Origin of the sequence: Aliamphritea spongicola (genome assembly GCF_017051665.1) — a bacterium.
Classification (GTDB): Bacteria; Pseudomonadota; Gammaproteobacteria; order Pseudomonadales; family Balneatricaceae; genus Amphritea; species Amphritea spongicola.
Genome location: NZ_JAFIDL010000001.1, coordinates 482,026 through 502,501 on the forward strand (window position 1 = coordinate 482,026; position 20,476 = coordinate 502,501).

General features: G+C 50.2%; 19 protein-coding genes and 1 pseudogene. 18 read left to right on the forward strand and 2 right to left on the reverse strand.

The annotated features are described in order from the left end of the window. Nucleotides 1-213: 213 nt before the first annotated feature. Both JYB63_RS02250 and JYB63_RS02255 read left to right on the forward strand, forming a co-directional pair. Nucleotides 214-546, forward strand: a complete 333-nt coding sequence (locus JYB63_RS02250; protein ID WP_336510838.1) for a PBPRA1643 family SWIM/SEC-C metal-binding motif protein — start codon at nucleotides 214-216, stop codon at nucleotides 544-546. 95 nt (nucleotides 547-641) lie between these two features. Further along, complete coding sequence (locus JYB63_RS02255) at nucleotides 642-1,091, forward strand: class I SAM-dependent methyltransferase (protein ID WP_243431784.1); 450 nt, start codon at nucleotides 642-644, stop codon at nucleotides 1,089-1,091. Between the two features lie 89 nt (nucleotides 1,092-1,180). Here JYB63_RS02255 and JYB63_RS02260 read toward each other — a convergent pair whose 3' ends face one another. Beyond that, nucleotides 1,181-1,780, reverse strand: coding sequence for a DUF4253 domain-containing protein (locus JYB63_RS02260; RefSeq protein WP_205656183.1), 600 nt, complete (start codon nucleotides 1,778-1,780; stop codon nucleotides 1,181-1,183). Between the two features lie 467 nt (nucleotides 1,781-2,247). Between JYB63_RS02260 and JYB63_RS02265 the strand changes: the two genes are divergently transcribed. The 16 genes and pseudogenes from JYB63_RS02265 to JYB63_RS02345 all read left to right on the forward strand — a co-directional run bounded on the left by JYB63_RS02265 (nucleotide 2,248) and on the right by JYB63_RS02345 (nucleotide 19,454). Beyond that, nucleotides 2,248-2,643 carry a hypothetical protein gene (locus JYB63_RS02265; protein ID WP_205656184.1) on the forward strand — a complete coding sequence of 132 codons (396 nt, stop codon included), beginning with the start codon at nucleotides 2,248-2,250 and terminating at the stop codon, nucleotides 2,641-2,643. A gap of 594 nt (nucleotides 2,644-3,237) precedes the next feature. Further along, nucleotides 3,238-6,695: pseudogene (locus JYB63_RS02275) on the forward strand (YobI family P-loop NTPase). A gap of 124 nt (nucleotides 6,696-6,819) precedes the next feature. Continuing rightward, nucleotides 6,820-7,545, forward strand: coding sequence for a hypothetical protein (locus tag JYB63_RS02280; RefSeq protein ID WP_205656187.1), 726 nt, complete (start codon nucleotides 6,820-6,822; stop codon nucleotides 7,543-7,545). Between the two features lie 229 nt (nucleotides 7,546-7,774). Next, a complete protein-coding gene (locus JYB63_RS02285; RefSeq protein WP_205656188.1) occupies nucleotides 7,775-8,653 on the forward strand; it encodes an NAD(P)-dependent oxidoreductase in 879 nt (292 codons plus the stop codon). 2 nt (nucleotides 8,654-8,655) lie between these two features. Beyond that, nucleotides 8,656-10,221, forward strand: a complete 1,566-nt coding sequence (locus tag JYB63_RS02290; protein ID WP_205656189.1) for an aldehyde dehydrogenase family protein — start codon at nucleotides 8,656-8,658, stop codon at nucleotides 10,219-10,221. A 77-nt stretch (nucleotides 10,222-10,298) separates the two neighbouring features. After that, nucleotides 10,299-11,081 (forward strand): serine O-acetyltransferase EpsC, encoded by a 783-nt coding sequence (gene epsC, locus JYB63_RS02295; RefSeq protein WP_205656190.1) that lies wholly within the window; start codon nucleotides 10,299-10,301, stop codon nucleotides 11,079-11,081. A 4-nt stretch (nucleotides 11,082-11,085) separates the two neighbouring features. Beyond that, the gene (locus JYB63_RS02300) at nucleotides 11,086-11,988 is read left to right on the forward strand and encodes a VOC family protein (protein WP_205656191.1); all 903 of its coding nucleotides are present in this window, start codon (nucleotides 11,086-11,088) and stop codon (nucleotides 11,986-11,988) included. 27 nt (nucleotides 11,989-12,015) lie between these two features. Then, nucleotides 12,016-13,182 (forward strand): M20 aminoacylase family protein, encoded by a 1,167-nt coding sequence (locus tag JYB63_RS02305; protein WP_205656192.1) that lies wholly within the window; start codon nucleotides 12,016-12,018, stop codon nucleotides 13,180-13,182. A gap of 27 nt (nucleotides 13,183-13,209) precedes the next feature. Then, on the forward strand, nucleotides 13,210-14,133 hold the full coding sequence (locus tag JYB63_RS02310) for a LysR family transcriptional regulator (protein WP_205656193.1): 924 nt from the start codon (nucleotides 13,210-13,212) through the stop codon (nucleotides 14,131-14,133). 60 nt (nucleotides 14,134-14,193) lie between these two features. Beyond that, a complete protein-coding gene (locus JYB63_RS02315) occupies nucleotides 14,194-14,805 on the forward strand; it encodes a LysE family translocator (protein WP_205656194.1) in 612 nt (203 codons plus the stop codon). Between the two features lie 256 nt (nucleotides 14,806-15,061). Beyond that, nucleotides 15,062-15,361, forward strand: a complete 300-nt coding sequence (gene yafN, locus JYB63_RS02320) for a type I toxin-antitoxin system antitoxin YafN (RefSeq protein WP_205656195.1) — start codon at nucleotides 15,062-15,064, stop codon at nucleotides 15,359-15,361. After that, nucleotides 15,361-15,756 carry a type II toxin-antitoxin system YafO family toxin gene (locus JYB63_RS02325; RefSeq protein WP_205656196.1) on the forward strand — a complete coding sequence of 132 codons (396 nt, stop codon included), beginning with the start codon at nucleotides 15,361-15,363 and terminating at the stop codon, nucleotides 15,754-15,756. The genes yafN and JYB63_RS02325 overlap by 1 nt, the downstream gene beginning before the upstream one ends. A 219-nt stretch (nucleotides 15,757-15,975) precedes the next feature. Further along, entirely contained in the window at nucleotides 15,976-16,677 is a 702-nt protein-coding gene (locus tag JYB63_RS02330) for an MOSC domain-containing protein (protein ID WP_205656197.1), read from the forward strand. Between the two features lie 14 nt (nucleotides 16,678-16,691). After that, nucleotides 16,692-17,582: a LysR family transcriptional regulator gene (locus JYB63_RS02335; protein WP_205656198.1), complete on the forward strand. Its 891-nt coding sequence runs from the start codon at nucleotides 16,692-16,694 to the stop codon at nucleotides 17,580-17,582. A gap of 119 nt (nucleotides 17,583-17,701) precedes the next feature. Next, complete coding sequence (locus tag JYB63_RS02340; RefSeq protein WP_205656199.1) at nucleotides 17,702-18,631, forward strand: AEC family transporter; 930 nt, start codon at nucleotides 17,702-17,704, stop codon at nucleotides 18,629-18,631. 133 nt (nucleotides 18,632-18,764) lie between these two features. After that, nucleotides 18,765-19,454: a hypothetical protein gene (locus JYB63_RS02345; RefSeq protein WP_205656200.1), complete on the forward strand. Its 690-nt coding sequence runs from the start codon at nucleotides 18,765-18,767 to the stop codon at nucleotides 19,452-19,454. Between the two features lie 31 nt (nucleotides 19,455-19,485). Here the strand turns inward: JYB63_RS02345 and JYB63_RS02350 are convergent, their stop codons facing one another. After that, the gene (locus JYB63_RS02350) at nucleotides 19,486-20,412 is read right to left on the reverse strand and encodes an EamA family transporter (protein ID WP_205656201.1); all 927 of its coding nucleotides are present in this window, start codon (nucleotides 20,410-20,412) and stop codon (nucleotides 19,486-19,488) included. Nucleotides 20,413-20,476 lie beyond the last annotated feature (64 nt).

Below are 20,476 nucleotides of genomic sequence, written 5' to 3' on the forward strand. Positions count from 1 at the left end.
TTGTCAGTGTGCCCGGGCGGGCAAGGCCTATAAGGATAGCTGTTAATGCATGGAAAAGGGTAGCCTGAACCGGAAGCTGTTTGTGCTGCTGATCAGGCATTTCCAACGGATCTGCTGAATATCCGTTACTTCAATGCTGAATCCGTTATAATGCGCGCCCCTATGCTGTGCGCCTGCGACGCACGGCAGGTTATGAAGTAGCAGGAGCGAGCAGTGTCTAAGTTTTTCTTTAAAGGTACCCCGGACATCATGGGGAACTACGGTAAAAGCGGTTACAACCCAAAGCCAAACGTAAAAGCGGGCAGCGAAGCCCATCCGCTGGCGATATCCGTGCAGACTGAAGCCCGCAAAGAAGAGGTTGCAGCACTGCTGGTGGAACATGATCTGGTGGGCAACATAGACGTGAACCCGGAAGCGCCGGAGAACCTTGCTGAACTGGAAGCCATGATCAACACCCCGGAAACCCAGCGCTTCGCCCCTAAACCGGCCCGTAACGAACCTTGCTCATGCGGCAGCGGTAAAAAATACAAGAAGTGCTGCGGCTGAACACCTTGTCAGTCTTTGAAATAGCACTGCTGCTGATCACGCTGATTATTTGTTTATCCGTGGTCTGGAGTACGGTGTGGCTGGGGATCTCCCCGATGCCCAGCTCAAAAAAAGCCCGGCAGGCAGTGCTACAACTGTCGGCCGACACCGGCACCGGCCCGGTGTATGAACTGGGCAGCGGCTGGGGCAATTTACTCATCCCACTGGCACGGCAATATCCTGAGCGAAAGATCGTCGGCTATGAGCTCTCGCTAGTGCCCTGGCTAACAACACTGATACTGATAAAGCTGCTGCGGCTGAAAAACGTAGAGCTGCACCGGCAGAATTTCCTTAAGGCAGACCTTTCTGAAGCCTCCGTACTGTTGTGCTACTTATTCCCGGAAGGGATGCAGGCCATTGCCGACCGGCTGGCAGCAGGGCATATGACGCCCCAGTATCTGATCAGTAATAATTTCTCACTGCCGTCACACCACCCCGTAAATGTGCTGCACCTGACGGACTTTTATAAATCCCCGGTTTACCTATATAAGGTTTCCAGTTTGTGAAGCTTGGACGGCCTGATATCCATCTGGTTTAAGTCAGACCTGAATTGATAATGATGCTTGTGGATGTTGGCTTAGCTGATGCTGAGTATTTAATCCCACCACAGATAAACTGAGTTCGCTTGCCTAAGGTAATTGCCAATATCGTTAATATCACCTGATCCCTGGTCGATGATATCCGGGCAGAATGCGTAGATCTCTTCCTGAAAGGCCGCTATGTCGTCAGGTAAGGTTTTAAAAGTAAGTTGTATGGTGTCACTTTCTGCCTGCCATATATCAATCCCGTACGCTTTATCCCACGATTCGAGCCGGCTTACGATTAAGTCGTTTGTTAAATCATGATTAATGCCGTCAGTCTGAGCGACTTTTAAGATATCGAGTTGGTTGTCAGAGGCGAAAACGACTAATTCAGCTTCCCCTGGTCCTTCCGGTAGAATTCGTGTGGTTCCTATAAATGCGATAGCACCCTCAGGAAGTACTTTGCGTACACGTTCAAGAGTTTGCTCTACATCGTTTGTCGGAATCAGAGCAGATACTGCTTTTAAGTATTGTTCTCTTCCAAAGTTCTGAGTAGAAAATTGCCGTACAGGGGATGTCACTTGAGTGGAAAGGGATGCAGACAGCTCTTGTAACGTGGGGGCGGCAATACAGATTTGGCTAATCAGAGCCAGAATAAACGCAGAGAACTTCATTGGTACATCCTTTTAAATAGCGGTGATGTTTTAATCCGTTAAAACGGGCATGGGGTGTTCAGCGATAACTCATTGTCCGAAGTTTCGCATTGCATACTTTTTAATTTGAACATGTAACTGAACAATAGAAAAACAGTTCTTGCTCTAATCCTAAAAGTCTCCTGATTCATTTCTCTGTAAGCCCCGTCATACCTACCTGTAACACGAAAACACCCAAGTTGACCGCTCAGTTGAATCAGCTTTATAGTCCTTAGTGAGGCGTCGAAACCTCATTTACAAGCGGACAGCCAACACCGTTATGTTGGTTTTTTTGTGCCACAAATGTGGTACAAACTCCCGTATGTCGGGAGGGCGGTGAATATAATACCCTTATGGGGAAATAAGCCCGCGGTCTCTTGTAACCGTTTCGAACCTCCCGGCACCCCACGGATTGGGGCGTATTTCGAAAAAATACAAGGAGGCCAGGTATGGCTAACCATCAAATCGATAACGTGGTGTACACACTGCGTTCCTGCTTCAACGACTCTCAAGACACAACACCGCTCACCACACTGGATGCCCGCATCAACCTGACACGGCTGTACGACTACCGCGTGCTGGATATCGGCACCATGGGCATGTTCGGCAGCGTACAGGGCGAGCTGATTCACATGCTTAACGATTGGGATGCCGGAACCATCCCCAACCCGGAAGAACTCCGCAACCTCATGTGGCGATACGCCAGCGTACTGCGCTGCATCGACTTCGCCGACCGCTTTATGCTGGTTCACAGTGAACCGCTGGAGCCGAATAAAGAAGTAGAGGAGCTGCGTAAGCGGCTGAGTTCACAGCTGCATAACCGAACGCAGGTGGTGATGTCGTAGGGGGCTGGTCTGTTTCAGATAATTTCCTGAAGCTTGAGAAGGTTGAAGTATGTAAATAAGCTGCTGTAAATCTTAGGAGTCTGGGTCAGGAACTAATTTGGTTCTGGTTCTGACTCCAAATATCTTGGGATTAAAGTGGGATTTTATCGTTTGCTTTATCCCAAAGTAGAAAAAACGTTTCAGATTAATTGTGTCTTGTATTTCTTTTATGCAAACTGGGCTAGATGGACATGTACAGTATATCTCTGTACTCATTGATCAATGAGTTACTCAAAGATCATGGATGAGAATGCAGTAGCTATCTTTAGCTTTTCTCTTATAAAAATGAAATTTGGAAATTAGAGGGCTGTAAATTTTTGCAGTCGCTTTAAAGGTTTCATGTCATTTCGTTTCCTGAAGGTAACATTAAGTTAATATCGTATGATTAAGACTATCATCTCCCTAATACGCTGGTCTGCCAACAGTCTCAATCGCATTGTGTTTTGGCTGGAAAGCAAAGACTATTCTGTCGATATACAATCTAAGTACGTAGATCTAGCTCCAACAGATGAGGCGGATAAAGCTGGCGTATATTCTGAAGCGATTCTGTATGCGATGAATAATGCGAAGGTTTCTAATATTGCCTTAACCGGTCCCTATGGATCTGGAAAAAGCAGCATCATCCAATCTTTCTTGAAGAATTATCGGCATCCTGCACTTCATATTTCTCTGGCTGCATTTGTTCCAGAGGCGGATCCTGGTGAGGAGAAGGTGAGTCGTCAAGAAATTGAGAGAAGTATTCTGCAGCAGATGCTGTATGGTGCTGACGCAAACAAGCTTCCGCTATCAAGGTTCAAAAGAATTCGGTCTCCCGGTGTTTGGTCGGTATTTAAATCTTTTTACATGATGGTTGGAATTGCCGCGCTTTGGTATGTTTTTGATCAGAGTGAGGATATCTTCAGCGGTACTTTCTTCCTTCCGCTCGAGCTTAGTAATTGGCTCAATCTAGGGAGCTTCGCACTCGCAGCAATTTTTCTCTGGATGACCTTGCATCACTTTTATGTTGCTAGCTTTGGTCTGTCACTCAAGAGCATTTCTTTGAAAGATATTGAGATAAAGCCAGCTCGTGATGATCAAGAGTCAATACTAAATCGTCATTTAGACGAAATAATCTATTTTTTCAATCTACCGATTATGACCTTGTAATTATTGAGGATTTGGATCGTTTTAACGATGCTGAAATCTTCGTAACCCTACGAGAAATTAATAGTCTTGTTAACGAAAATTCAAGTGTAAAGCGTAATATTAGGTTTCTCTATGCTCTGCGTGATGACATGTTTGTTAACACAGATCGAACCAAGTTCTTCGAGTTCATTATTCCTGTGATACCGATCATCAATACATCGAATTCTATTGATATGATACTGCATCAGGGGAGGAGACTCGAGCTCGATGATCGCTTAGATCGGCAGTTTCTGCGAGAGGTTTCACGATATCTGAATGACCTGAGATTAATTCAGAACATATTTAATGAATTCGCTATTTATGTGACCAATTTAGAAACTGATGGAGAGAACTTGCTTGATGCTAACAAGCTTCTTGCGATTTTGATTTATAAAAACGTTTACCCAAGGGATTTTGAGCGACTGCATCGTGGTACGGGTATTCTTGCTGAAATATTGAATCTTCAGGAGGAACTCATTGAAACGGGTGAAACCACGTATAGAAGAGAAATTGCGAAACTTGAAAAACAGTTGGAAATCGCAGAACAACAGGTTCCTTCGGATCTGAGAGAGTTGAGACAAATTTATGCTATGGCTCTGATTGAGAAACTGCCAGCAAATCATGACAGCGTTAGTGTTGATAGACGCAATTGGATCAAGCTTTCCAAGTTGAGCAGCCACGATGAACTAGAGCTATTTATTAGTGCTACACGTCTGTCTAGCCGTAATGACTATTATAATAATGAGAGTCAGATTGACGTTTCTACATTGCAGAATGAGGTGGATTCTCAAAGAACTTATCATCAACGCATGACTGAGATTGAAAATGGCGCTACTGATAATAAGAATAAAAGTTTGCGTGAAATACATGAGTTAAGATCTAAGCTTGCAGTTATTCGTACGACTAAGCTAGATGAGTTGTTGCGTTTGAACACTAATCATGCGCATGGACTTTTTGAAAAGTTTGGGGAAAATGGTGAGCTGGCCCGTTTTTTGGTTTTAGAGGGTTATCTCGATGATACTTACTATCAATATACATCACTCTTTCACTCAGGCCGCTTGTCGCCTAATGATAATAAGTTTTTAATCCAGATAAGAGCATTCGTAACCCCTGAACCTCTTTTTCCAATCGATAATCCAAAAGAAGTTATTGCAGCGATGCGAGATGAGGACTTCCGGCAAAGTTATGTCTTGAACATTAAACTTGTTGATAGTCTTTTGAGTGGCGAAAGCAATTACACCGACCAAACGAAGAAACTGTTTGAGTTTCTTTCGAATGAATTTGAGACCTGTGAAGAGTTTTTTGATGTCTATTATACCAGTGGGCGAAATATTTTAGCTCTGCTTTCGGGTTTGTTAGATTATTGGAAAGGTTTTATTCCCGCTGTTATTTCTAGCCCCAATAATATCGTCCATGTTTCCCAACTAGTTGCAAGCCTACAAGAATCTAAGCTCAAAATGTTAGCAAAGGACTTTGATGGGGTTCCTAAGTTTGTTTCGGAGAAACTTCCGGAGATATTGGTAAACGTACCTGAGTTAGAACCGGAACGCCTTCTATGCCTCAATTTTGAGGTCAAAGATCTAAATTCCATCAAAGAACATTCAGAAATTGCACGTTTCATGTTTGAGCAAGGGCTCTTTGAGCTTACGATTGCGAACATAGAATACGTTTTTGAAGTAATTTTAGGAGAAAAGAATTTAGAGTCATTACGTACCAGAAATTACACTACTATTCGTTCGGCGAGTAACGCTGTTTTGAAGACACGTGTAGAACGCGATTTTGACAGTTACTTGCGTGATATCCTTTTGTGCCTTCAAGATAATTTAGAGGAAGACGCTTCTGCAATTCTTGCTGTCATACGTCACGATAATCTTGATCAGGTTGATCTTCAAGGGTTTCTCGAACGGCAAATAACTAAGTTGCCAACATTAGAGAGTGTGCCTGAGAGGTTGTATGCATTGTTGTTTCAACTGTATAAAATTGAACCAGCTTGGGATAGTTGTCTTACTTTTATGGAGATTGATGAGTTCGATGCAGAGATTTTTATAGGCTATCTCGATCGAGATGATGTACGTCATAAAATCTTGGAATGTCCTATTCCAAGCGAGCCAGACTTCTTTCAATTGCGCAAATTTCTTTTTGAAGCGGGTGCTCTTTCTGATGAAGCCTATAGAGGATATGTGTGCGCATTACCAAACCAGTTCGAGATGCCATCAATAGGAATTGAGTCAACTAAGCTCAGGATTCTTATCGAGGAAAGAAAAATCATATTTACTCCTGAGAGTCTTGCTGAAATTGATGATGAAAGAGAGTTGCAAGTACTTTTCGTAGCAATGAACATTGATATATTTCTTGATAGTCCAGATGAGTTTGAATTGGACGATGATCTTTTAGCAGATCTACTTAAGTTTGAAATTAAGCCTTCGGCTAAGCTCAAGATAATTGAAATGATGGACTTAGAAGCGATTATAGATCTTCCTGAACGGGCTGCTCTTATTGGTCCGATTCTTAATGGCATTGACGCGACCATCTCCAACTTGAACGGAGATGTGGTGCATTCCTTAATATTGAATACTATGCCTTTAGCTTCGCAGATCTCACTTTTTAATAAGTACCACTCATTTATGACCGATGAAGAAGTACGTCAAGTCTTGGCTAACCTTCCGGGGCCATATTGTGACATTAAGACCGGTTACTTTTCACCTAGACTAAAAAACAACGATGAGAATATGAATTTAGTAAAATGGCTCGATTCAAGAAAAATAATTTCATCATGGAGTGAGAGTGGTTTATTCTCTAATGATATAAAGGTGAACCTTTATAGACGCTTATCAGAGAACGTTATATAACTTCAGGTCTAATTCACTAAACTTAAAAGAAAAATTCAGGTCTTCCGATATTTTTGCATGATAATCAGAATAAATCATCCAATTTGATAATGTTAGTTTTTTAAGGAGCTTTGTATCAAAATATTTGGAGGATGAGAAAGAGCGAGCTAAGGCGTTCGCTATAGCTCCGGTAATTCCTATTGCTATTATGAGCCTGACAGGGGTTCCAGCGACCTTACTTATCTTTCTCATTGGGGCGCCTGTTGCCTATGCTTGTGCGGTAATCATTGGTATTCCCCTTTATTTATTCTTTAGTAAATTTAGAATTTACGGCTGGCCGTATTTTGCTTTGGGCGGTGCTTTATGTGCTATTCCGGTGGTGTTTGTTTTTACGAAAGACAACGTACCAATTGTTTATAACCTTCAGTCGTTCAGCAGCCTGGCGCTTATTGGTGCCGTCGGTGGCTTTGCCTTTTGGTGGCTTTATCCCCGAAAAAAGTTCAGTGAAAACCGCGTGACCAATCTGCCCGGATTAATTCTTGTGATCCTGATCGGAGGAGTGCTGTCTTATGTACATGTCCTTGGTGAGGTCAAATATATCGATGGGAGAACCCTGTCGGTTACACACCCATTTGTGAGCGAACATGACACGGTGGTTACCATTGAGGCGGAAGGGGAAACAGTAGAGGCGTGGGTACCGAAGGGGGTACCTTATCGCACTGATTGCAGAATACTTGTGGTTGTCTGGCGTGAGTTGTTTAGCCACAGAAAAGTCTATTCAATCAGCCTCTACCCGGACTCTCCGTTGGCGCATCAGTATGAGTGGTTAACGATAGAAGCTCAGAACGCCATCAGTAAGGCATGCAGCTAATCTAATCGGGCAGGGCTACCTGAATCTTTATTCTTACTCTATACCTATCCCACTAAATACTTACCAACGAACAAGTTCCACATTTAAATTTTCCAACTCCCAATCTTCTCCTACACTCTTTGTGTTGCCTTAATCAGAACAATAAACCAAATCTAATCTCCTTATTCGTAACAGGTTGTTGGGCCAGAATGGGGGAAATGTGATTCTCAATTATAAGAAAAGGTAAATCATGGCGAAGACGATGGTAGGTGTAATCGGCCTGGGTGCAATGGGTTATGGCATGGCTAAAACCCTGTTGCGGGAAGGGTTTCAGGTGGCTGGTACGGACCTGAGTGAAGCGCAGCGTACAGCGGCGGCAGAGTTGGGGGTGCAGGTAGTCGACAGTATCGCTGCACTCTGTGAACTGACGGATACCTTTGTGTTGTCGTTGCCTATGGCGAAGCACGTGCAGGCGGTGATTCAGGGTGAGGGCGGTCTGCTGGAGCATGCACCGGCGGGCAGTCTGATGATTGATACCTCTACTTCTGAACCGGAAATTACCCGTGATCTGGCTGGTTGTCTGGCCAGCAAGGGCCACCAGATGCTGGATGCGCCTGTAAGTGGCGGGCCAGCAGGCGCAGCTGCCGGCACCATGGTGATGGTGGTGGGTGGTGAAACCGCCGCGCTGGACCGGGCCATGCCAGTACTGAACGCCCTGAGCAGCAAGGTTGTGCATCTGGGTGACAGCGGCAGTGGCCACGTGGCCAAGCTGATCAATAACCTGTTGTGTGCGGCTCATCTGATCACGACGGCTGAAGCGGTAGCGCTGGGTAAGCGTGCCGGACTTGATCCTGCGTTGTTGATTGAAGGTCTGAATGCCGGTTCCGGCCGCAGTGCCATCAGTGAAGTGAACTTCCCCCGCTGGATTCTCAATGAAGGCTTTGATTCCGGCTTCACCATGCAGCTGATGCGTAAAGATGTCCGTCTGGCGAAGAAACTGATGGCTGATATGCAGCTGGATTTGCCAGTTGCCGATCAGATCGCGCAGATCTGGGCAGCCAGTGAAGACTGCATTGCAGACGCTGACGATTTTAACTGCATTATCAAGAACGCCGGGCTGGGAGAATAATCATGACCGTATTAGCCAAAGAATTTACCGTTGAACAGAACGGTGCCGCTCAGGTGGCTGAGCTACTGAACAGTTTATTTGATGACAACCGGGCCGCAGCTACCTTTGGTAGCTGGGTCAACGGTGCAATGCGTACCGGTAATGGTGAGGCTATCAGCCTGATTAACCCGGCCACTGGTGCAGAGTTTATGAGCTATGCCGACGCCGGTGAAGCGGTGGTTGAAGATGCCGCCGCTGCTGCCAGTGCCGCGCAGAAGCAGTGGTGGGCATTACCTGCCAGTGCCCGAGCCCGTGCGATGTGGGCCTGCAGCACCAAGGTACGTGAGCATGCAGAAGCGCTGGCCCGTCTTGAATCTGTGTCTGCCGGTAAGCCGGTTCGGGATTGCCGGGTAGAGGTGGCTAAAGTCGCTGAGATGTTTGAGTACTATGCCGGCTGGTGCGACAAGATGACCGGCCAGGTGATTCCGGTGCCAACGTCACACCTGAACTATACCCGCCATGAACCGTACGGTGTAGTGACTCAGATTACCCCGTGGAATGCGCCGGTATTTACCTGTGGCTGGCAGATTGCGCCGGCGATCTGTGCCGGTAACGGTGTGCTGCTGAAACCGTCTGAACTTACCCCTTTAAGTTCGACGGCACTGGTGAAATTGATTGAAGATGCGGGAATTCCGAAAGGGTTGGTCAACGTGATTAACGGTCTGGGCCACAGCACCGGTGCGGCGGCCATCAGCAACCCTGTGACCAAGAAGGTTGTGTTTGTTGGTTCTCCGAAGACCGGTGGGGTGATCGCCGCGGCTGCTGCACAGCGGGTGATTCCATGCGTACTGGAGCTGGGCGGCAAGTCTGCCAATATCGTCTTTGATGATGCGGATCTGGACCGTGCGGTTGTAGGCGCACAGGCGGCAGTGTTTGCTGCTGCAGGGCAGAGCTGTGTATCCGGTTCCCGCTTGCTGGTGCAACGCGGGGTGTATGACGAAGTGGTAGAACGCCTGGCGTCTGCCACCAATAAGATTCCGGTGGGCCTGCCGTGGCAGGACGACACCATGGTGGGGCCGATTAATAACCTGGCTCAGTTCAGTCATGTGTCTGCACTGGTGGAGCAGGGTAAGGCTGCCGGTGCCCGGGTTGCTGCCGGTGGTTGCGGTGCGGATATCGCCGGAGGAGAGGCCGGTTATTTCTTCCGCCCAACGGTGCTGGCGGATGTCGATAACAGCATGGCAGTGGCTCAGGAAGAAATCTTTGGCCCGGTGGTTTCAGTGATTCCGTTTGACGATGAAGAAGATGCCATCGCGATTGCCAACGATAGCCGCTTTGGCCTGGCCGGTGCGGTCTGGACGGCGGATGTCGGTCGTGCCCATCGCATGGCCGCAGCCGTGAACGCCGGTACCTTCTGGGTGAACAGCTATAAGGCTATCAACGTGATGTCGCCGTTCGGTGGTTTCGGTGAGAGTGGTTACGGCCGTTCAAGCGGCTATGAAGGCTTGCTGGAATACACCCAGACTAAGAGTGTCTGGGTAGAAACCGCGAAGGATGCAGCCATTCAGTTTGGCTATTCCATCGAATAATCGCGAAAGCGCAGTGCCGGCCTGTTCAGATGTAAAACCTGAGCAGGCCGGGCAGGCGTGAAGAAGAGGTATATCTTATGACCGATTATAAACGCGAGATAGATCTGGCAACCCTGTGGCCAACAGTGGTGGCGGAAGCTGAAGCAGCAGCCCGTGCCTTTCCGATGCTGGCAGACTTTTACCGCCGCAACATTATTCAGCACGATGGTTTTGCCGGGGCACTGGCGTTTGTGCTGGCCGAAAAGCTGCTGGACCGTGATGCCGGTGGGGCTGCTGAGCAGGCAGAACAACTCAAGCAGTGGCGTAAGTATTTAGCAGCACAAATGGCCCTTGATCCGGCAATTGAAGCCGCAGCTATGCGGGATCTGCTGTGCCAGCTGCAGAGCAACGCCAGTATCAAAGACCATTACACGCCGCTGTTACACTTTGCCAGTTATCAGGCGTTGCAGTGCCACCGTATTGCGCATCATTGCTGGCACAGTGGTCAGCGGGCGATGGCCAGCTATATTCAGGGAAGGGTGGTTTCCCTGTTCGGGGTGGACATTCATCCCGGTGCGAAGGTAGGCAGCGGCATTTTCATTGATCATGCCGTGGGCGTGGTGGTGGGTGAAACCGCTGTGATCGAAGACAACGTTACCCTGTTCCAGAATGTCACCCTGGGTGGCACCGGTAAGGGCAGTGGCGACCGCCATCCGAAATTGCGCGAGGGCAGCTTTGTCGGTTCCGGGGCGGTGATCTTCGGCAATATTGAAATTGGGGCCGGTGCCAAAGTGGCCGGCGGCGCAGTTGTGATTAATGACATTCCTGCCGGCACAACCGTAGTTGGGCCAAAAGGCCGGGTGCTGAACAACAGAGACTGAAACAATGAATAATAAAAATGCTGAGAATCATCTGGGAATCGACCATCCGCTGGTGGCGGTGCGTGATATGGATAAGGCCTGTGAAGATTTTGCCCGGTTAGGTTTTTTTATTAACCCCCGGCACCATCATCCGTGGGGGACTGACAACCATTTGTTGATGTTCCCGGAAAACTTCATTGAGGTGATCAGCATCTATGATCACAGTAAGCTGGACCTGACCAACGAGAAGGGTTTTGCCTTTGGCCGCTTTATCAGTAACTCCATTGAGCGCAAAGAAGGCATTTCACTGGTAGCGCTGCACAGTAAAGATGCCCGGGCGGATCATGCCCTGATGGAAGCCCGTGGGGTGGAGAATATGGGCATTGTGGATTTCCGTCGGGTGGCTCACCGGCCGGATGGCAGTGAAGAAGAAGCTGTGGTTTCGCTGGTGATGCTGATAAACTCCGATGCCCCGTCGGTGTCACATTTTTTCTGCCATCAGCATAAACCCCATCTGGTATGGGTAGAGGACTGGATGACCCACCCGAACGGCGCGAATGGCATTACCTGTGTCAGTTACGTAGCCCGGGAGTCGGCGTCTCTGGCGGCCCGTTTCAGCGGCATTTACGGCTCGCAGGCGGTGAGCCAGGAAGACGGTTATCTGAAGGTTCAGACGGACCGGGGCATATTCGAAGTGCTGACACCCGAGCAGGCGGCGATTCGCTTCCGTGGTGTGGACGTACCCGTCAGCGATGATCAGCTGCCTGGCGGCGTGGCCATTCGGGTAAGTACAGCATCACTGCAGCAGGCGAGCGACCATCTTGATGCCGGAGGCGTTGAGTATATCCGCACCGACGATGGCGGCCTGCGCATTCCGGCACACTATGCCGGTAACACCATTATTGAGATTTATCCGGACTGCGGTTGAACAACCGCAGCCCACAGGAGAAGACAGATGTCACTGATTGAACAGGAAGGCCAATTACATCAGCAAATGCGTGACTGGCGGCGGGATTTACACCGCCATCCGGAAACTGCGTTTGAAGAACACCGTACCGCGAAAATTGTGGCCAGCCTGTTAACGGAGTTTGGACTGGAAGTGCATACCGGCATTGCAACTACCGGTGTGGTGGCCACCCTTAAAGGCAATCTGCCGGGGGAAGATGCCATTGCCCTGCGAGCGGATATGGATGCCCTGAATCTGCAGGAGCTGAATACCTTTGATCACTGTTCGGTGAATCCGGGCAAGATGCACGGCTGCGGCCATGATGGCCATACCTGCATGCTGCTGGGGGCGGCAAAGCACCTGGCGGAACACCGGGATTTTGCCGGTACCGTGGTGTTTATTTTCCAGCCCGCCGAAGAAGGCGAAGCCGGTGCCCGGGCCATGTGTGAGCAGGGGCTGTTTGAACGTTTCCCGGTGAAGGCCGTTTATGGCATGCATAACTGGCCGGGGCTGGAAAGCGGCGAGTTTGCCGTACATTCCGGGCCGGTGATGGCCTCTATGGATGTATTCGATATCACCATTACCGGTAAGGGCTGCCACGGCGGTATGCCGCATCTTGGGGTAGACCCGGTGGCGATTGCCGGTCAGCTGATTACCAGCCTGCAGAGCGTGGTCAGCCGGACCATGAACCCGCTGCAGTCCGGGGTAATCAGTATCACCCGGATGAAAGGTGGTGAAGCTTATAACGTGGTGCCGGACAGCGCGACCCTTTCCGGTACCTGCCGGGCATTTTCTAAAGAGACTCAGGATCTGATTGAATCCCGCATGCGCCGCCTGGTGGAAAGTATCTGTCAGGCCTACGGTGCTACAGGTGCGCTGGATTACCGCCGGGTGTATCCGAGTACGGTGAATGATCCGGAGCATGCGGATATCTGTGCAAACGTTGCTAAAGGGTTGGTAGGGGAAGAGAAAGTAAACCTGACCCCGGACCCGAGTATGGGGGCTGAGGATTTTGCCTTTATGCTGCAGGAACGCCCGGGCGCGTATGTCTGGGTAGGTAACGGCTCCAGTGAAGGCGGTAAGGGCCTGCATAACCCGTATTACGACTTTAACGATGACATCCTGCCACGGGGTGCGAACTACTGGGTTGAGCTGGCCCGGGCTCAGCTGGCCTGAACCGGGTTAGCCGGGTAGTCATTCAGCATGAAGGCGATTAACGAAAAACGGGTAGCCTATCTCTATGAGGCGGTTACCCTGGGCACAGTCAGGGCGGCGGCAGATAAGCTGAATGTCGCACCCTCGGCGGTGAGCCGGCAAATCGCCTTACTTGAAGACGAACTGGCTATGACCCTCATCGAACGGCACCGTAAAGGCGTTACCGTGACGGAAGCCGGTGAGCTGGTGTTACGTTACTACCGTGAAAGCCTGGCCAATGAAGAAGACTGTGTGGCCAAGCTGCAGGCCCTTAAGGGGTTGCAGCGGGGGCATATTCAGTTAGCGGTTGGCGAAGGCTTTGTCGGTGACTTAATGGCTGGCCCGTTGCCGGAGTTTCATCGCCATTATCCGCAGATTACCGTGGGCATCACCACTGCCGGCAGTAATGAGGTAGTGCGCATGGTGGAAAGTGACGAAGCCCATATCGGGTTGCTGTTCCAGCCGGGTAATCATCCCGGTATCCGTTCCCAGGCGATCAGTCGTCAGCCTACCTGTGTCATCGTGCATCCCGAACATGAACTGGTGGCTCTGGCCGGGCAGGGGGCTGTTAGTCTGGCGCAGTTGCTGGAATATCCGGTGGCGTTACCGGAAAGTCATTTCGGTGTTCGTCAGTTACTGGCTATGGTGGAGTTCCGGGAGCAGTTCCGCTTTACACCGGTAATGACGAGTAATTCCATCGCTGTGCTTAAGCATTTTGTCCGGGCTGATATGGGCATTACCCTGTTGCCGGAGTTTGTGGTTGCGGCGGAGATTGCTGATCAGCAGTTGGTGGCCATCCCGGTGGATCACAGTCTGCTGGCCAGCGGCGAAGCCCACATGATTACCCGTCTGGGACGGCATCTCTCAGCCGGCCCGCATAAATTACTGCAACATCTAACCGCATGGATGCGGGCATTCAGGCCTGCCGGATAAAAGGTTTATTTTCCCTAATTCCTGACGTACATTGGCTGTCTGATTTTCGGAGATTTTCTGATGGCACTTGATACCTGGCTGATCTATTTACTGGCGGTTGCCGGCCTTACCCTGACCCCCGGCCCGAACAGCCTGCTGGCGCTGACCCATGGCGCACTTTACGGGCACCGCCGTACCTGCCTGACTATTGCCGGCAGCTGTACGGGGTTCATGCTGATTGTGGCACTGTCTCTGCTGGGTATCGGTGCGTTGTTGCAAACCAGCGGCAGTATTCTGCTGATTATGAAGTGGCTTGGGGCTGCTTACCTGATCTATCTGGGCATTCAGGTGTGGCGCAGCCCGGTGATGTCCATGAATCAGCCTGCAGAACCAAAGCGGCGGAGTAATCTGGCGCTGTTCCGTGCTGGGTTCACGACGTCGGTTTCTAATCCTAAGGTTATTCTGTTTTTTGCGGCGTTCTTTCCGCAGTTCATCGACCCTGAACGCTCACTGCTCACCCAGTTTGTGGTGATGGCCCTGACCATCGGCATGATTGAAGTAATTATAGAGTTCACCCTTGCCCGGGCAGCGTTCCAGCTGCGGCCAGTGCTGGAGCGTTCCGGCAAGATCTTCAACCGCTGCTGCGGCGGCATGTTCGCGGGGATTGGATTGGCCTTACCTTTTAGTAACTAAGAGCCGTTTAGTAATTAAAATCAGGTGTGGTTAGGGGGATCAGACTGATCCCGGAAGCCGTGGCGGTTCTTCTAAACAACTTAACTCTCTATTGTTTTAAGCTGACCCTGCGCTGTCTGGTTGTCTCGCTGATATATTTGGGCGTTTTGTGGTCACCTGATGATTAACGACAGTTTGTAGTATTCCGTTTATGAGTACATAATTATGTACATTACTGTGCATAAAATTATGTGCGCGGGATTTACGGAGAAAGCAAATGAGTACTCAGGCAATCTACGCTGAGCAAACTGTCAGTATTACTGAAGTGCGTAAGAATCCTTCTAAATATTTCACTGAGCAGCCAGTAGCGGTGTTGTCGAACAATAAGACTGCCGGTTACATGGTCAGTGCTGAAACATTTGAAATGCTGATTAAAGCGGTTGAGGCACAACAGGTACCGGCAGAGTTCAGAGCCAGCTTTCGTCCAAGCGCTGCCCGGCTTGAAGCGATTGCAGCGACAGGCAGGGAAGTATTGGAAACTGTCTCAGATGATGAATTGGGTGAATTCACTGAATAATGCGTATATTCAAAGGAAGAGTGCTTCAGGCACAGCTCACGGAACAAGAGCAAAACGCGTTAACCAATGACTTCAGACGCTATAAAATGACTGGCGAGCTGCCTGATACGTTTGGCAGAGACGCAGCATACGACCATCCGCATACACCACCGCTGATTCAAGCCGAACAGGTTCAGCATATACACCTGTTGGATAAATCCTGTCAGTGGGCCGTACATACCATCCAGTTCTACCGAACCAGTGACAAACATCTGGTGTATTGCCCGGGCGCTTTACATGACGATTGCTTTTTACTGATGGCTATCCTGTCACCGGACGCCCATGCTCAGGCAAAAGATGCCAATGTCATGAGAAAACTGGGACTGATGGCTGAGAAGTTCCGAAATATCTATTAAAGATGCCGTTTATTTTGTTTGCTTCCACAGAGGCTGGCTACTGCTGGAGAGTTGTTTTGCGATGTTTTGCGATGATTTATCGCAGACTGCCCGTGAGCCAAAAGCCTGCCTTTCCGGGCAAAAGTTAAGATACAGGCGATAGCGATTCGCGATGCGAAGTAATAGGATAAGCCTCTGGCCATTCACTGCCAGATATTCGTATGTAGAAGGAAGTCAGTTATGAACCATACAGTACCAGGGAAAGTTGAAGTCGTATTAACCGGTAAGGCTGCCCCTTACAGCCGGCCGGGCAAATCCAGCGCCATTCACAAAATCCCGGTGACCGGTGCGGTTGAAGTGATGGAGCTTGGGCTTGCTGGCGATGAACAGGCAGATTTACGGGTGCATGGTGGGCCTCACAAAGCGGTGCATATTTACCCGCGGGAGCATTACAGCGATTGGCAGGAAGCGCTTGGATATCGTGCGGTGCTAGAAGAGGCAGGTGCCTTTGGTGAAAACCTCAGTAGCCGTGGCCTGACGGAAGAAACCGTGTGTATGGGAGATCAGTACAGAATCGGCTCGGTACTGTTCGAAGTGTCTCAGGGGCGTCAGCCGTGCTGGAAACTGAATGACAGGTTTGACTGCAAAACCATGGCGAAGCAGGTGCAGGATACACGGCGTACCGGCTGGTATTTCCGGGTACTGGAGCCGGGCACCTTGCAGGCGGGTGATGATATCGTGCTGGTTTCGCGGCCGTGGCCACAATGGTCATTGGCCCGGTTTATGGGGCTGATCTATGACGGTGTGCTCGATGCTCCACAGTTACGGGAAGCGCTGCAGCTGCCACTGGTTGAGTCGTGGGAGAAGCTGCTGAAAAAACGTCTGGAAAAAGCCGAAGTGGAAGACTGGTCTCCCCGGATAGACGGGCCGGCTAAAGACTAACAGGCAGGTAAAACATGTCACTGAAAACACTGCGCACACTGACAGCCATCGCCCAGCAGGGCAGTTTTGCCGCTGCCGGAGAGAAGCTGGGCCTGACCCAGGCGGCGGTCAGTATTCAGGTTCGCCAGTTGGAAGACGAACTGGGGGCGCGGCTGTTTGATCGTATTGGCCGTAATCAGGTGCTGAATCCTGACGGTCGCAAGGTGCTGGAACGGGCGGAAAAAATCCTCGGGCTGTACGATCAGTTAGGCGAGGGCATTGGCAGTGAAAGCCAGTACCGGGGCGAGCTGTTACTGGGGGCGGTATTCAGTATCCAGACCGGCGGGCTGGGTTTGGTCCTGGCGCGGCTGCGGGAGCGCTTTCCCCATCTGAAAATTAAGATTCTGCGGGGCATGTCTATTGATCTGGCAGCCCGGGTGGAAAACGGCGAACTGGATGCCGTGCTCATCACCGAGCCGCAACAGGCAATACGTCCGGAGTTTTGCTGGCAGACGCTGGAGTCGGAGCCGTTTTACGTGGTTGGCCATAAAGATGTGCCCGCGCTGTCAGACAGTGAGATCCTGAGTCAGTATCCGTTTGTCCGGCTCGATCCGAGAGCCTGGGCGGGCAGCATGATCGACAATGAGTTGCGCCGCCGCCAAGTTCAGACCAACGAAATGATGGAGCTGGATTCGTTGCAGGGGGCGCTGAACATGGTTAAGCAGAATCTCGGTGTCACGGTGATGGCGCTGGGTAAATACCGCAGTGAGCAACTGAGCAGTGAATTCCGGCTGGTGCCTTTCGGTGATCCGGTCATCTATCGGAATATCGGCATTTATCAGCGCCGTGATCATGCCCGGCAGGGGCTGATTCAAGTGTTGATCGATGAATTCACCGAAGCCTTTATTGAAAGCTCAGACGTTTGAGTTAATTCATAAAATAATTTTAACAATTAAGCTAAAAAGTATAATTTTTATTATTTGTTAAGCAGGCGTAAGCTAGGCGGAAATTACTTCTTCTGCTATGTGTTTAGTCGGAGCCTGCCATGCCTCTTGCCATCGAAGCCCTTATTCCCGTTACTCTGACCGTGTTCATCGGTTTTTTGGCCCGCCACCATTTTAATGTGGGTGAAAGTGTCTGGGCGGGCATTGAAAAGCTGACTTACTATCTGTTCGCGCCTTCGTTGCTGGTGGTGTCACTGGCGAATAAATCCCTGCAGGATCTGGCCTGGTTTGAAGTGTTTGCCACCCTGGTGATGGCGCTGTTGCTGTGTAGCGCGGTGATCGTGTTGTGGCAGAGCCTGATCCGGCCGGTGGATATGCCGTCTTTCACTTCGGTGTTTCAGGGGGGAGTCCGGTTTAACAGTTTTGTGGCGCTGGCACTGGCGGATAACCTGTTTGGCGCTCAGGGGCTGATGGTCGGTGCGCTGGCAACAGTGGTAATCGTCATATCCGTGAACATTCTTAGTGTGTCTGTTTTCTCGGTGGCGAACCGTCGTCAGGGGAACTGGCTGCAGTTGCCGTATCAGTTAATTACTAATCCGCTGATTATCGGTTGCCTGATTGGTCTGACCCTGAACCTCACCGGTATCGGTCTGACAACCTCGCTGGACAATCTGTTGCTGATGCTGGGTAAAACCGCACTGCCCATGGCGTTGCTGGCGGTGGGGGCGGCGTTACGGCTGGGCAACATTGGTAGCAGCATTGAAATGATCGCTTTTACCTCGGTGATGCAGTTTCTGTTTAAACCGGTGGCGGCGTTGCTGATTGGCCAGTGGCTGGGCCTTGAAGGGCTGACGGTGATCATCGTGGTGATTTTTATGGCGGTTCCTACAGCACCCTCAGCGTATGTACTGGCCCGGCAGCTTGGCGGAAATGCCCCCGCGATGGCGTCGATCATTACCGTTCAGACCCTGATTGCCTTCGTGACCTTACCCATTACCCTGAGCTTATTGTTACCCATGCTTAACGCCTGAGTGGCCGAAACAGAATTCGCTGGGAATTTGCGCAATTATTAAGCTGTTTTGTCGTATTCAGTAAGCGTTGGGATTCACCTTTTGCTATACTCCCGCGCCTTCACGGCCCGGCCGTATCTGCTTAAGGTTAACAATGATCACTCACGATTTTTTATACAATGCCGTCGGCATGCTCAGTTCGCTGATGTTTCTTGGTTGTCTGTTCGGGTTGGTTAAACAGTACCGCCGTATTAACAGCCGTAAAAAAGAGGTTCAGGCAGGGGAAGCGGGTTACGCGACCCGTTCTCTGTCGGTGAACAGTTTCTTTTCAAGCTTTATCGCTTTCTATGCGTTCTTCCTGTATTCCATCATGCTGCAGGAGATTGATTACTATCTGTTTGTGACCCGCTTACTGGCGGCGTCCATGACCCTGGTGGTGCTGTTTGAGATCTTCCGCGACCGTAAACCGCTCTCACAGCGTTTGCCGTTTTTATCCGGTGTGCTGTTAATGGCGGTTGCTGTGCTGTGTATCGGTGTCCGAGAGGATATGCTGTTTATCGGCCGTTCGGCCTCTATCTTCCTGGCGGTGGGTGCGACGCTGATTATGCTGCAGGGCGGGATTCAGCAGATCCGTAAGATCCGGCAGGAACAGTCTGTCGGTGCATTGTCACTGTCGATGAATGTGATTTTTGCGCTGAAAGATGTGTCTAATATCGCCTTTGGCCTGGTAATCGGTTTTGCTGATGGCTGGCCGCTGATCATGACCGGCACCGTGAGTGCGCTGACCAAAGCGGCGGTGATCATGCAGTTTTATTTCTTCAGGGAAAAGCCGGTCGCGGCTTGATCCCGGCAAATAATAACAGGGGGCCCAGCTCTTAGCTGAGCTCCTGTTTTTTATTGTGCTGACGCACGACCCATTCTGCCAGGCCGATCCCGGCCAGCACCATGACCAGTCCTATCATGTGATAGATCTTAAAGGCTTCACCCAGCACTACCACTGCCATCAGAGCACCGAAGATCGGCACCAGATTAATGAAAATCCCACCCCGGTTAGCGCCAATGCGCGCCACCCCTTTGGCATAAAACAGCTGCGCCAGGAAGGACGGGAAAATAGCCACATAAATAATCAGCAGAAAGTTATCTGCGGTGATTTCCGGTAAGCCCCGGCTCTGGGTATTCCAGGCAATCAGTGGCATCAGCACAGCCAGCGAGACTACCGCAAGAGAGAATATAAAGCTCAGGTCGTGAATTTGTGGCCGCCAGCGCAGGCTGACGCTGTACACAGAGTAAAAGACGATGGCGATGATCATGATGGCATCACCCCGGTTCAGGCCCTCATTGAGCAAGATGGCCGGGTTGCCCTGGGTGACGGTGATCACAACACCGATGGTGGCAATTACCACGCCGAGAATCTGCAGGCCAAATACCTGCTGGCTGAATAAAATACGGTTCAGCACCATGATGAAGACCGGAATCGCTGCCTGCTCGATGGAGACATTAATGGCACTGGTGTAGTGCAGGGCACCATACAAACAAAGGTTAAAGCCGACAAAGCCGAAACCGCCCATCAGGCACAGTTTCCACCAGTTCTCCCGGATGACTGGCCAGTCTTTTTTCAGATGGCTACGGGCAATAAAGCCGATCAGGGCGACCGCAAATACCCAACGCAGGAAAGTAAATTCAATGGCGTTCCACTCAGTAGCGGCCAGTTTACCTACCACCGCATTACCGCCCCAGAACAGCGGGGCCAGTGTCAGCAGCAGGTAAGGAGACGATAAAGCGGTATTACGTGAATCTGACACTTGGTTCATCCGTGGGGCCAATTGAGAAACCGACAATACTGAAGTAAAAATACATACTTGTCAG

Bases quoted from the DNA above. Each gene is read 5' to 3' on its own strand.
- JYB63_RS02255 (WP_243431784.1), top strand. From the start codon at position 642: ATGCCCAGCTCAAAAAAAGCCCGGCAGGCAGTGCTACAACTGTCGGCC.
- JYB63_RS02260 (WP_205656183.1), bottom strand. From the start codon at position 1,780: ATGAAGTTCTCTGCGTTTATTCTGGCTCTGATTAGCCAAATCTGTATT.
- JYB63_RS02265 (WP_205656184.1), top strand. From the start codon at position 2,248: ATGGCTAACCATCAAATCGATAACGTGGTGTACACACTGCGTTCCTGC.
- JYB63_RS02285 (WP_205656188.1), top strand. From the start codon at position 7,775: ATGGCGAAGACGATGGTAGGTGTAATCGGCCTGGGTGCAATGGGTTAT.
- JYB63_RS02290 (WP_205656189.1), top strand. From the start codon at position 8,656: ATGACCGTATTAGCCAAAGAATTTACCGTTGAACAGAACGGTGCCGCT.
- epsC (WP_205656190.1), top strand. From the start codon at position 10,299: ATGACCGATTATAAACGCGAGATAGATCTGGCAACCCTGTGGCCAACA.
- JYB63_RS02300 (WP_205656191.1), top strand. From the start codon at position 11,086: ATGAATAATAAAAATGCTGAGAATCATCTGGGAATCGACCATCCGCTG.
- JYB63_RS02305 (WP_205656192.1), top strand. From the start codon at position 12,016: ATGTCACTGATTGAACAGGAAGGCCAATTACATCAGCAAATGCGTGAC.
- JYB63_RS02310 (WP_205656193.1), top strand. From the start codon at position 13,210: ATGAAGGCGATTAACGAAAAACGGGTAGCCTATCTCTATGAGGCGGTT.
- JYB63_RS02315 (WP_205656194.1), top strand. From the start codon at position 14,194: ATGGCACTTGATACCTGGCTGATCTATTTACTGGCGGTTGCCGGCCTT.
- yafN (WP_205656195.1), top strand. From the start codon at position 15,062: ATGAGTACTCAGGCAATCTACGCTGAGCAAACTGTCAGTATTACTGAA.
- JYB63_RS02325 (WP_205656196.1), top strand. From the start codon at position 15,361: ATGCGTATATTCAAAGGAAGAGTGCTTCAGGCACAGCTCACGGAACAA.
- JYB63_RS02330 (WP_205656197.1), top strand. From the start codon at position 15,976: ATGAACCATACAGTACCAGGGAAAGTTGAAGTCGTATTAACCGGTAAG.
- JYB63_RS02335 (WP_205656198.1), top strand. From the start codon at position 16,692: ATGTCACTGAAAACACTGCGCACACTGACAGCCATCGCCCAGCAGGGC.
- JYB63_RS02340 (WP_205656199.1), top strand. From the start codon at position 17,702: ATGCCTCTTGCCATCGAAGCCCTTATTCCCGTTACTCTGACCGTGTTC.
- JYB63_RS02345 (WP_205656200.1), top strand. From the start codon at position 18,765: ATGATCACTCACGATTTTTTATACAATGCCGTCGGCATGCTCAGTTCG.